This window comes from Micromonospora sp. NPDC049240 (genome assembly GCF_040647835.1).
GTDB lineage: Bacteria > Actinomycetota > Actinomycetes > Mycobacteriales > Micromonosporaceae > Micromonospora.
Genome location: NZ_JBEZCX010000020.1, coordinates 74236 through 86430, shown reverse-complemented (window position 1 = coordinate 86430; position 12195 = coordinate 74236). Strand labels below are relative to the sequence as shown.

7 protein-coding genes are annotated in these 12195 nt (G+C 72.4%); 3 read left to right on the top strand and 4 right to left on the bottom strand.

Going from position 1 to position 12195, the window contains the following annotated elements; genetic code table 11:
* Positions 1–2 precede the first annotated feature (2 nt).
* Both AB0B02_RS26435 and AB0B02_RS26430 read right to left on the bottom strand, forming a co-directional pair.
* Complete coding sequence (locus AB0B02_RS26435) at positions 3–1010, bottom strand: class I SAM-dependent methyltransferase (protein ID WP_281939146.1); 1008 nt, start codon at positions 1008–1010, stop codon at positions 3–5.
* 142 nt (positions 1011–1152) lie between these two features.
* Positions 1153–1944, bottom strand: coding sequence for an alpha/beta fold hydrolase (locus tag AB0B02_RS26430; RefSeq protein ID WP_357304588.1), 792 nt, complete (start codon positions 1942–1944; stop codon positions 1153–1155).
* Between the two features lie 104 nt (positions 1945–2048).
* Between AB0B02_RS26430 and AB0B02_RS26425 the strand changes: the two genes are divergently transcribed.
* Positions 2049–2852, top strand: a complete 804-nt coding sequence (locus AB0B02_RS26425) for a DUF1206 domain-containing protein (RefSeq protein ID WP_281939143.1) — start codon at positions 2049–2051, stop codon at positions 2850–2852.
* Positions 2853–2896: 44 nt separating this feature from the next.
* Here AB0B02_RS26425 and AB0B02_RS26420 read toward each other — a convergent pair whose 3' ends face one another.
* Complete coding sequence (locus AB0B02_RS26420) at positions 2897–5986, bottom strand: discoidin domain-containing protein (RefSeq protein WP_357304583.1); 3090 nt, start codon at positions 5984–5986, stop codon at positions 2897–2899.
* Between the two features lie 327 nt (positions 5987–6313).
* Between AB0B02_RS26420 and AB0B02_RS26415 the strand changes: the two genes are divergently transcribed.
* Both AB0B02_RS26415 and AB0B02_RS26410 read left to right on the top strand, forming a co-directional pair.
* Entirely contained in the window at positions 6314–7609 is a 1296-nt protein-coding gene (locus AB0B02_RS26415; RefSeq protein ID WP_357304654.1) for a beta-1,3-glucanase family protein, read from the top strand.
* Positions 7610–7871: 262 nt separating this feature from the next.
* Positions 7872–11237 (top strand): CARDB domain-containing protein, encoded by a 3366-nt coding sequence (locus tag AB0B02_RS26410; protein WP_357304580.1) that lies wholly within the window; start codon positions 7872–7874, stop codon positions 11235–11237.
* 104 nt (positions 11238–11341) lie between these two features.
* Here the strand turns inward: AB0B02_RS26410 and AB0B02_RS26405 are convergent, their stop codons facing one another.
* On the bottom strand, positions 11342–12169 hold the full coding sequence (locus tag AB0B02_RS26405; RefSeq protein WP_281939137.1) for a peptidoglycan-binding domain-containing protein: 828 nt from the start codon (positions 12167–12169) through the stop codon (positions 11342–11344).
* Positions 12170–12195: the final 26 nt, after the last annotated feature.

Genomic DNA, 12195 nt, shown 5'->3' with positions numbered 1-12195 from the left:
GGTCACGCCGTCCTGGTCGCGGTCGCGACGATCGCCATCCGGGGCACCTCGGCGACGAACTGCCCGTCGGCCCGGTAGACCACCGGCCGGACCGGGATGCCGTCCCGACCGCCGATCGCGGTCAGGTAGCCGGTGTGGTCGAAGTGGTGGGTGAGCAACCGCCACACCGCGTCGTCGCCGATCGTGGTGAAGAAGTCCCGGACGCCGTACATGTCGCCGACGTAGTCGCGCATCCCGGCGTACGCGGCCCGCTCGGTGTCGGCGCGCACGATCAGCGGGTCGTACAGGTCGACGACGCGCACCGGCAGGCCGGCGTCGGCGAACAGGCCGGCCAGCTCCGCGCGGGTGAAGTGCCGGTAGTCGTGGCCGCCGGCGGCGTGCGGATGCACCACCTCGGCGAAGAACCCGGCCATCGGGCTGGACTCGTCGAAGTCGTGCAGCACGATCCGGCCGCCGGGGCGGACCACCCGGGCCGCCTCCGCCACCGCCGGTGGCCGCCGGTGCGCCGGGATGTGGTGGGTGCCGTACGCCAGCAGCACCGCGTCCACGCTGCCGTCGCGCAGGAAGAGGAAGTGCGCGGCCTGGCGGACGGCGGGCAGGCCGTGCGCGAGCGCCCGGTCGACCATGTGGCCGGACACGTCACCGGTGACGAACGCCAGTTTGGACTCGAAGCAGGCGGACTGGCCGCTCGCGGCGCGGGCCACGGTGCCGTCGCCGCCGAGCACGTCCAGGATCAGGGTGACCGGCTCGGCGTCCGCCGGGGTGGCCAGCTCCAGCAGCTGCCGCATCCCGGTCCAGCGCACCAGCGTGTCGCGCTGGGCCCGGCGGTACGAGTCGCCCCGGCCGGTGGAGTCGGTGTCGAACTCGCTCACCGTGGCGGCCAGTTCGGCCAGCGCCTCGGCCGCGCCCGGCCGCCCGAAGTCGAGCATCCCGCGCAGGTGGGGGTGGAGTGTCGCCACCGCGTGCAGGTAGTCGCGCAGGACCAGGGACGGCAGGTACGGCCGGCTCATCAGCACCTCGGCGCGCGCTACGGTGTGCCGCCTCGGCAGCGGCGTTCCTCGACGAAGGAATGGCGAACTCTAGCACCGCGTCTCGTCGATCCACCATGTCCGCCGGCCGGCATCGTGGAAGCCCCCGAGCACCGGTGGGTCCTTACCTGTCCTTTGTCGCGGAATGCGCCGGAGCGGTGTGACAGGTGACGATGCGTCGCATCAGGTCCAGGATCGCCGACCGGTGCTCGGCCAGGAAGAAGTGCCCCCCGGCGTACACGTGGACCCGCGGCGGGGCCGCGCAGTCCCGCGCCCACCCGGCCGCCCGGTCCGGGTCGACGTGCTCGTCGCGGTCGCCGAGCAGCACGTGCACCGGCAGCTCCAGCGGCGGTTCGGGACGGTAGGCGTACCGCTCGGACAGGGCGAAGTCGGCCCGGATCCCCGGCAGGATCAGCTCCATCAGCTCCCGGTCGGTCAGCAGCGCGGCCGACGTGACCCCGAAGTCGCGCAGCGCCTCGATCAGGTCGGTGTCGTCGAGCTCGTGGCAGCGCCGCGCGACCCGCCGGGTCTGCGGCCCCTCGGCGCCGCTGACCAGCAACGCCAGCGGATCGGGGCCGCCCCGGCGACGCAGCTCCCGGGTCACCTCGAACGCCACCAGCGCGCCCAGGCTGTGCCCGAACAGCAGGAACGGGCCCGACGCCCGCTCGGTGACCGCCGTCGTCAGCTCCGCCACCAGCTCGGTCAGATCGTCGACGGGCGGTTCATGCAACCGGACCCCCCGGGCCGGCAGCTGCGCGACCCGCACCGACAGCTCCGGCGGGGCCGCCTCTTGCCAGGGGGTGAACGACGCGGCGATGCCACCGGCGTACGGGAAGACGAACACCTCGGCCCCGCCGGCCGTCCCGGTCGCCGACTCGAACCAGCGGTCCGCGCCGCCCGCGCTCCCCAGGGACATGACCACGAGCATAGACACGACCGCATCGCCGCCGGGTGTGCCGCCGCGGACGGCCTCGCCCTCGCCCACGTTTCGCCAGAGCCGCTACGGGTGAATGTCGACGCATGTCATCGCTGTCCTCGCGGGCTCGCGGCACCGTCTCCCGCGCCGCCGACAATCCCACGCTGGAACGTCTCACCCGGGCCGGCTTCGTCGGCTACGGCATTCTGCACCTGCTCTTCGCCTGGGTGGTCGTCCGGGTGGCCTCGGGCGGCCCGGCCGCCGACGGCGACCAGTCGGGCGCCATGCAGGAGATCGCCGACGAGCCGTTCGGCCTGGTGCTCGTCGTGGCGATCGTCGTCGGGCTGGTGGCCATGGCGGTCTGGCAGGTGCTGGAGATGCTCCGGGAGCGCCGGCCGACCGAGCGGCTGGCGTCGGCCGGCCGGGCCGCGTTCTACCTCTACCTCGCGTTCAGCGGAGTGAAGGTGGCGCGCGGCAAGAAGTCGTCAAGCGCCGACACCCAGCAGGACACCGCCGAGGGCCTGCTCGCATCGAGCGGCGGACGGCTCACCGTCCTCGTGGCGGGACTGGTCCTGGCCGGGCTCGGGGGATGGTTGGCGTTCGTCGGAGTCACCGGGCGCTTCGAGAAGCACCTGCGGGTCGGCGAGATGGCGGCGGCGACCCGACGGCTGGTGCGCCGGCTCGGCACGGCGGGTTTCGTGGCCAAGGGGCTGGCGTACGGGATCGCCGGGGTGCTGTTCGTCCTGGCGGCGTGGCGGTACGAGCCGGACCGGGCGCGCGGGCTCGACGCGGCGCTGCGGACGCTGGCCGGCGAGCCCTACGGCACCGCGCTGCTCCTCGTGGTCGCGGCCGGGTTCGCGGCGTACGGGCTGTTCGCGGTGACCGAGGCGCGCTTCCGCAAGGTGTGAGCCGGGGCGCGCGCCGGATGCCGGCGCGCGCCCCGCCCGTGCGCTCAGAAGCCGGTCAGCCCGGCGCCGTAGGGGTAGAGCGGATTACCGTACGTCGTCGCCGGTGGCTGTCCCGCGTCGATCGCGGCCCGGATCTGCCCCCGCTCGGCCGCGGTCGCGCCCAGGTCGTACGGCAGGTCCCACGACTCGACCGCGTCGGTCGGGGTGTCGGTGCCGCCCGGACGCAGCACGTCGGAGAGGTTGCGGGGCAGTTGCCAGGGCAGCTTGCCGCGCGGCTGGTAGTCGCCGAAGAGCAGGCCGGCCAGGGCCGGGCCCATCTCCTCGCCGCCCCGGTAGGTGACCACGACGGCGCTGGCCAGGTCCCGCCACTCGGTGATGACGTAGGGCCGGGGCAGCACCAGCGCCACCACCACCGGGATACCCCGGGCGCGGAACTTCTGGATCACCGCGAGCTGGTCCGGCGGCAGGTACGGCTGCTCCTTGGGCCAGTTGGTCGCGTGGGTGTAGGAGGCCTCGCCGACCGCGACCACCGCCAGCTTCGGGTTCGGGCTGTCGTCCTGGTGCACGGTCACCCCGGCCTCGGCGGCCCGGTCCCGGATGGCGTCCAGGATGGTCCGCGAGCCGTACTCGGCATGGAAGAAGCTGGTCCACACGCAGCAGGAGCCGCCGTCGGCCGCCCGTGGTCCGGCGACCACGATGTCGTCACCGGCGGCGAGCCGCACCGGCAGCGTGCCGGCGTCGTTCTTCAGCAACGTCATCGCCTCGCGGGCGGCCTGGTCGGCCAGCGCCGTGTACGCCGGCTGGTGGAAGCGGTACGGGCCGTTGACCGGGTCGCCGTACGGGGCCTCGAAGATGCCGAGCTGGAACTTCAGCCGTAGCACCCGCCGGACCGCGTCGTCGATGCGCGACGCCGGCACGTTGGCCACGAAGTCGGCGATCGAGAAGCCGGCCGCGCCCGGGTCGGCGCCGCCCATCACGTCGGAGCCGGCCTTCGCCGCGCCGATCCAGGAGCCCGACGGCAGCCAGTCGGTGGTGATCAGACCCTGGTAGCCGAGGTTCTGCCGCAGGTAGGCGAGGATCTTGGCGCTGTCGCCGGCGCCGGGGCCGCCCGGGTCGAGCAGCGAGCTGCCCGCGTATCCGGGCATGATGTTGACCGCGCCGGCCTCCATGGCCGCGCGGAACGGGATCATGTGGTATTTGATCGTCACGTTGTCGTAGACGATCAGGGCCTCGCCGCCGGCGCCCTCGCCGGGCCAGTGCTTGACCGTCGCCAGCACCGAGTGCGGGTTCAGCTCCGGGCCGCCCTGGAGGCCGGCCACCAGGGCGCGGACCTGGGCCGCGGCGACCTGCGCGTTCTCGCCGTTGCCCTCCTGGATCCGGGGGTAGATCACCTTGGTGCCGACCTCGGCCAGCGGACCGAGCACGCCGCGGGTGCCGACCTCCAACTGTTCCCGCCGCTGCATGTCGCCGAGCCGGTAGTCGAGGGGGTAGTTCCTCGCCGCGGCCAGCGCGCTCTGCATCGGGTACGTCGTCTGGTAGCCGTGGATGGTGTCGCCCGCCGAGACGAACGGGATGCCCAGCCGGGTGCCGGCCGAGGCGAGCAGCTGGCTGTGCAGGTCCGCCGCCTGCGCGGGGCCGAAGTGCCAACCCGATCGGGGGTACGCCTGGGCGTTGTAGAACAGTTGGTACGCCTTCTCCTCGGGCGTCATCCGGGTGAGCAGGTCGTCCACCCGGCTCGACACCGGCAGCCGCCAGTTCTCGTACGGTTCGATGGCGCCGCTGCGGTTGAGGTCGCGGGCGCCGGCGACGACGCCGATCCCGTCGGCGACGTTCTCCAGCACCGGCAGGTAGACGCTGAAGCGCCGGATGTTCGAGGTGACCGGCGTGCCGCCGACGGTGGTGACGTACCACTGGTAGGTCCAGCGGTCCGGCAGGTCCCAGGTGGGCGTGTAGGTCGTGCCGGTCGGCTCGGCGACCTTGGTGTAGAGGTCGAGCAGGTTGCCGGCGGCGGTGAAGTCGTAGTCGGTGCGACTGATGTTGATCCACACCTGGTAGCGGGTCGCGCCGGCGACCGCCGTCCAGCTCAGCGCGGGCCGGCGGGTGGTGGTGACCATCGCCGCGTCGGCCGGCGCGGTCAGCGCGAACTGGTCGCGGGTCGCCGGCGGGCGGGTGGGGCCGGAGAGCAGCGGCGCGGTGGTGGCGGTGTCGTCGACGCCGCCGTACGCCTGCACCTCCCACAGCGAGTAGCCGTAGCCGGTGGCCCGCGCGGTGCCGTAGAGACGCAGGTAGCGACCGGTGCCGGTGACGGTGAGCTGTTCGGTGCCGCCCCGGCCGGTGGTGGTGGCGTAGATCGTGGTCCAGGTGGCACCGTCGGCGGACGTCTCCAGGCGGTAGCCGGTGGCGTAGGCGGCCTCCCAGGCGAGCACCACCCGGTTGATGGTGGCGACGCCGCCGAAGTCGATGCTCAGCCACTGCGGGTCGCTGCCGAACTGGCTCGACCAGCGGGTGGTGCTCCGCCCGTCGAGCGCGGCGGCGGGCGCGTTGCCACCCTCCCACGAGGACGCGGCGACCGTCCGGAACTCCGAGATGGGCCGGCCGGTGGGCGGCGGGGTGGTGCCGATGCTGCCGAAGACCCTGAACTCCCAGAGCGAGTAGCCGTAGCCGGTGGCCCGGGCCGTGCCGTACATCCGCACGTAGCGACCGGTGCCGGTGACCGCGAGGGTCTGCGTGCCGCCGGTGCCGGCGGTGGTGGTGTGCACGGTGGTCCACGGTCCGGTCGGCGCGGCGGCCACCTGGATCTGGAACGCGGTCGCGTAGGCCGCCTCCCAGACGAGCTGCACCTGGTCGACGGTGGCGGTGGCCCCGAGGTCGACCTGGAGCCACTGCGGGTCGGCGAACGCGCTTGACCAACGGGTGCCGGCGTCGCCGTCGGTGGCGGCGGCGGCCGGGGTGGCGGCGCCCTCGGACGACGAGGCGGTGGTGGGGCGTCCCTGCGAGATCAGCGGCCCGGCCGCGACGGCGGCCGGGCCGGGCACGACGAGATACGTGGCGAGGAGGGCGAGCAGCGCCAGCGTCACGCCGGCCGGGCGGTGCCGGCGGCGTACGGGTGCGGGCAGCGGTGGTGTCGCGGGCATGCGTGGCTCCCAGACGTTGGTGGTGGGGACCTTGCGGAGAGAGCGCCCTCGCACCCAGCGTCATCGACGCTCTTCACTGAGTCAACGATGCGCGGAAAGTCCGGAAAAGATCATGGAGCGCCGGGTTGTTCCTTGACAGCGACCGCGATCCGGGTCCACCCTCGGTGGCCGAGAGAGCGCCCTCCGTCGGATCCACCGAAGGAGGCGTTCATGTCCCCCACCCCACCCGTCCCGCACCGGCTCGTGCCGGCCCGTCCCGCCCCCGGCCGTCCCGGGCGTCGGCTGCTCGCCGCCGCCGTCACCGCGCTCACCCTGCTCGCCGGCGGCCTGCTCGCCGCCGCCCCCTCGGCCGGCGCCGCCCCGGGCCTGGCCGCCTGCGGCGGCAACGTGGCCGCCGGCCGCCCGGCGGTCTCCTCGTCCACCGAGAGCGCCGCCTTCCCGGCCTCGGCCGCCGTCGACGGCAACACCGGCACCCGCTGGTCGAGCGCGTTCGCCGACCCGCAGTGGCTACGCGTCGACCTCGGCGCCACCCGGAACATCTGTCAGGTCACGCTCCGGTGGGAGGCCGCGTACGCGGTGGCCTTCCAGCTCCAGGTGGCCGCCGCACCGGACGGGCCGTGGACCACCGTCTCCTCGACCACCTCCGGCACCGGCGGCACGCAGACCCTCGCGGTCACCGGCACCGGCCGCTACCTGCGGATGTACGGCACGACCCGGGCCACGCCCTACGGCTACTCGCTCTGGGAGGTGGCGGTCGCCACCACCGACGACCCGACGACGCCGCCGACCACACCACCGCCGACCGGCGGGTTCTGGGGTGACACGACAAGCATTCCGCCGGCCCGCAACGTGCTCACCGTCAAGGTGCTCAATCGGACCAACGGCCGCTACCCCGACAGCCAGGTCTACTGGAGCTTCAACGGGCAGACCCACTCCATCGCCGAGCAGCCCTACCTGGACATGCCGGTCAACTCCGCGGGCCGGATGTACTTCCGCCTCGGCTCGCCGACCAGTCAGTACAGCGACTTCATCGAGTTCACGGTGGGTACGAACCAGTTCAACGGCAACACCACCCGGGTCGACGCGTTCGCGCTCAAGCTGGCGATGCGGCTGCACGCGCGCGACGGCTACGACGTCGCAGTCGGCGAGAACGAGGCGACCTTCGCCGAGGACCGCTCGGTGACGTTCCAGCGCTTCGCCGACGCGGTGCCGGCGGAGTTCAAGCACCTGGCCAGCATCGAGGCGCCCTACCGGATCCCGGCGCCGGGCAGCTCGCCGCAGTTCCGGGCCGGCGGCCAGTACGCCGGCTACTTCACCGCGTACGCCGACTCGGTCGGGCTGTCGGCGGCCACGTCGGACATCTTCGGCTGCGCCGGCCGGTTCGCCGGCGACCCGACCGGCTGTGCCGCGCTGAACCGGCACACCGCGCAGTTGCCCCGCACGCAGTGGGAGGACCCGACCCGCTTCTACCAGCAGTCGCCGGCCAACTGGTACGCGAAGTTCTGGCACGACCGCGCCATCAACGGCCGCGCCTACGGCTTCCCGTACGACGACGTCGCCGACCAGTCGTCGTTCGTCTCGCACGGCGACCCGCAGTGGTTGATCGTCGCCGTCGGCTGGTGAACGCGTGACGGTTCCGGAGCCGCCCGGGGCGGCTCCGGAACCGACGCGAACGACCGGCGCCGATGGCGCCGCCGCTCCCGCTCCGTGGTCTTTCTTCCTCCACCCCGTTGACGTGTCGGTCATCCGTCTGAAACATTGACGACCATCCTTGCAAAAACTCGCTAGAGAGACGCAAGAACGTAACGACACCACGGAAGAAGCCAAGAATCGCATCAGTGTGATGCGAGCGGCCCGCCCCCGCACCCACGGATCGAAGGACCCGATGACACCGAAGAATCACCGCCGACGGCTCGTCAGTGGGCTCACCGCAGCCCTGCTGGCCGGCCTGTCGGCCCTCGTACCCACCCCGGCGGCGGCAGCCGGCGGCGCGAACCTCGCCGCCGGCAGGGCCGTGTCCACGAGCGGCTCGGTCGAGACCTACGTCGGAGGCAACGTCACCGACGGCAACCAGCAGACGTACTGGGAGAGCCCCGCCCAGGCGTTCCCGCAGTGGGTGCAGGTCGACCTCGGCAGCAGCGTCGCGGTGGACCAGGTCAAACTCAAACTGCCGGCGTCGACGGCCTGGGCGACCCGGACCCAGACGCTGGCCGTGCAGGGCAGCGGCGACGGCAGCACCTTCAGCACCCTCTCCCCCTCGGCGGGACGGGTCTTCGACCCGGCCTCGGGGAACACGGTGACGATCGACTTCACCGCCGCGACCGTCCGCTACCTGCGGTTGACCATCACCGGCAACACCGGATGGCCCGCCGCCCAGATCGCCGAGCTGGAGATCTACGGCGTCGCCGGGCAGGGCGGCGGCGACCCGGGCACACCGTCCGGCACCAACCTGTCCGCCGGCAAGCCCGTCGACGCGTCCTCCTCGGTGTTCACGTTCGTGGCCGCCAACGCCACCGACAACAGCCCCACCTCCTACTGGGAGTCGAACGGTCTCCCGGCGACCCTGACGGTCAAGCTGGGCGCCGACGCCGACGTCACCGGGATCGTGGTCAAACTCAACCCGGACCCGGTCTGGGGCGCCCGCACGCAGACCATCGAGGTGCGGGGACGCGCCCAGGGCGCCACCACGTTCACCACCCTGAAGGCCGCCGCGGCCTACGGCTTCGACCCGTCCGGCAACCGGAACTCGGTGACCATCCCGGTCACCGCTCGGGTGGCCGAGGTGCAGCTCAGGTTCACCGGCAACACCGGAGCGCCCGGCGCGCAGGTCGCCGACCTCCAGGTCTTCGGCGGCTGGGCGCCGAACCCGGACCTGGTCGTGACGGCGGCGAGCTGGACCCCCACCGCGCCGAGTGAGGCCACGCCGGTCAACCTGAGCGCGACGGTCCGGAACAGCGGCAGCGCGACCGCGGCCGGCACCAAGGTCGACTTCAGGCTCAACGGCGGCGTCGTCGCCAGCGGCGTGGTCGGTTCCCTGGCCGCCGGCGCCACGGCCACCGTGTCGGCGACCGCGCCGGCGCAGGCCATCGGCACCTACACCCTCGTCGTGGTCGTCGACCCGGCGGACACCGTCGCCGAGCAGAACAACGACAACAACAGCTTCACCGCGTCCGCGCCGCTGGTCGTCGGCCAGGCCCCCGGCCCGGACCTCCAGGTCGTCGCCATCACCAGCAACCCGCCGAGTCCCGCCGTCGGCGCCACCGTGACGTTCTCCGTCAGCGTCCGCAACCGTGGCACCAGCGCCGCCGCCGCCAGCGTCACCCGGCTCGTGGTCGGCGGCACCACCCTGAACACCGCCACCGGGGCACTGGCCGCCGGAGCGACCGCCACCGTGGCCGTGACCGGCAGTTGGACCGCGACCGCCGGCGGCGTGACGCTGACCGCGACCGCCGACGCCACCGGCGTCGTCACCGAGACCAACGAGACGAACAACTCGCTGTCGCAGTCCATGGTGGTGGGACGCGGCGCGGCGGTGCCGTGGACGGAGTACGAGGCCGAGGCGGCCCGCTACCAGGGCACCCTGCTGGAGGCCGACCCGCTGCGCACTTTCGGCCACACCAACTTCGCCACCGAGTCGTCCGGCCGCAAGTCGGTCCGGCTGACCAGCACCGGCCAGTTCGTCGAGGTCACCTCCACCAGCCCGGCCAACTCGATAGTCGTCCGCAACTCCATCCCCGACGCGCCCAACGGGGGCGGGCTGACCGCCAGCCTCAGCCTCTACGTCAACGACACGTTCGTCCAGAAACTGACGCTCTCCTCCCGCAACAGCTGGCTGTACGGCACCACCGACGACACCGAGTCGCTCTCGAACACCCCGCAGGCGAACGCCCGGCGGCTGTTCGACGAGTCGCACGCCCTGCTCGCCCAGTCGTACCCCGCCGGCACCCGGTTCCGGCTGCAACGCGACGCGACCGACACCGCGTCGTTCTACGTCGTCGACCTGATCGACCTGGAGCAGGTGGCGCCGCCGGCGAGCAAGCCGGCGGAGTGCACCTCGATCACCGCCTACGGCGCCGTCCCCAACGACGGGATCGACGACACGGCCGCCATCCAGCGGGCCGTGACCGACGACCAGAACGGCGTCATCGGCTGCGTCTGGATCCCGGCCGGCCAGTGGCGGCAGGAACAGAAGATCCTCTCCCCCGACCCCAACCGCGGGCAGTACAACCAGCGAGGCATCCGCAACGCCACGATCCGGGGCGCGGGCATGTGGCACTCGCAGCTCTACACCGAGACCGAGCCGCAGAACGTGGTGGGCAACATCAACCACCCGCACGAGGGCAACGTCGGCTTCGACATCGACGACAACACCACCATCTCGGACCTGGCCATCTTCGGCATGACCACCAACCGCGCCAACCGCGGGCACGGCCTGAACGGACGGTTCGGGAAGAACACGAAGATCAGCAACGTCTGGATCGAGCACGTCAACGTGGGCGCCTGGGTGGGCCGCGACTACTCCGACACCCCCGCCTACTGGAACCCGGGCGACGGCCTGGAGTTCACCGGGATGCGCATCCGCGACACCTACGCCGACGGGGTCAACTTCTCCAACGGCACCCGCAACTCGCGGGTGTTCAACTCCTCCTTCCGCACCACCGGGGACGACTCGCTCGCGGTGTGGGCCAACCCCCGCGTCAAGGACGCCGCGGTGGACGTGGCACACGACAACCGCTTCCTCAACAACACCGTGCAACTGCCGTGGCGGGCGAACGGCGTCGCGATCTACGGCGGTTACGGGAACACGGTGGAGAACAACCTGATCTCCGACACCATGAACTACCCCGGGATCATGCTGGCGACCGACCACAGTCCGCTGCCGTTCTCCGGCACGACGCTGGTGGCCAACAACGGCCTCTACCGGTGCGGTGGCGTGTTCTGGAACGAGGACCAGGAGTTCGGGGCCATCACCCTGTTCCCCGCCAGCGGCGACATCACCGGCGTCACCATCCGCGACACCGACGTCATCGACTCCACCTACGACGGCATCCAGTTCAAGAACGGCGGCGGCAGCATGCCGAACGTCACGATCAGCAACGTCCGCATCGACCGGTCGAACAACGGCGCGGGCATCCTCGCCATGAGCGGCGCCCGGGGCAACGCCACGCTGACCAACGTCACCATCAGCAACTCCGCCGACGGTGACATCGTCCGGCAGCCCGGCACCACGTTCACCATCACCGGCGGCTGACGCCTGTCACACCGCCGACGGGCGGGGTGGTCCGGGCGCCGGTCGGCGCGCGGGCCACCCCGTTCCGTGTCCCGTCAGGTCGGAGTCGGCCGGCGTGCCGCGACTCAGAGCGCCCGCTGGTACTCCTCCCAGGTGCGCTTCGGGCTGACCACCGGACCGTCGTCGGGTGCCCGGTTGGCCAGTCCGTTACGGCCCAGGTAGTAGTCGCCGGCCTGGTTCTGGGCACCGGTCGACTGGTCGGTGTCGGCCAACGCGATCGCGTGGATGTGGTATCCCCAGTCGCCCTGGTCCGGGGTCCGGTACCAGGCGGCGAAGCCCACCGTGCGCAGCCGGCGCAGCACGTCGGTCCGGGTCGCCGACGACAGCCCGCTGACCGAGATGTCCAGCGCCCCGCCGCCGTCGTGGGTGCCGGCGGAGGCGCCGACGCCCGTGTTGTAGGAGCCCTGGGTGAGGCCGAGCTGACGCCCGAGCAGACGTTCCGCCTCCAGCAGCATCGACCGGGTACGGGTGTTGACCTGCACCCCGCGCATCGTCACGATGCTGCCGGGTGAGATCGACCGGACCACGGTGTAGCGTCCGTCCCCCAGCGACCGCAGCGAGGACGGGCCCGGCAGGCCGGTCGCGTCGAGGCCGGTGTAGCCGAGCGAGCGCTGGTACGCCGCGTACGCGGCGACGGTGCTGGTGCCGAAGTGCCCGTCCACGTACGTCGAGGCCAGCAGCCCCCGGGCCTGCAACGCGCGCTCCACCAGCAGCACGCTGTCCCGGGCGCCCTCGGTGAGCGCGGTGTCCGCCCGGCGCGGATCGATCTGCGCCGCCTTGATCAGGGCTTCCATGTCGACCTCGGGCAGTGCGGCGCCGGCACGCAGCGGTGCGCCGGCGCCGACCGCCACCGCCGCCGCCGCCGAGACGAGCAGGCTCCTTCTCGTGATCACGTGACCTCCGTACGGTGTCGGGATCG

Bases quoted from the DNA above. Each gene is read 5' to 3' on its own strand.
- AB0B02_RS26435 (WP_281939146.1), bottom strand. From the start codon at position 1,010: ATGAGCCGGCCGTACCTGCCGTCCCTGGTCCTGCGCGACTACCTGCAC.
- AB0B02_RS26425 (WP_281939143.1), top strand. From the start codon at position 2,049: ATGTCATCGCTGTCCTCGCGGGCTCGCGGCACCGTCTCCCGCGCCGCC.
- AB0B02_RS26410 (WP_357304580.1), top strand. From the start codon at position 7,872: ATGACACCGAAGAATCACCGCCGACGGCTCGTCAGTGGGCTCACCGCA.
- AB0B02_RS26430 (WP_357304588.1), bottom strand. From the start codon at position 1,944: ATGTCCCTGGGGAGCGCGGGCGGCGCGGACCGCTGGTTCGAGTCGGCG.
- AB0B02_RS26420 (WP_357304583.1), bottom strand. From the start codon at position 5,986: ATGCCCGCGACACCACCGCTGCCCGCACCCGTACGCCGCCGGCACCGC.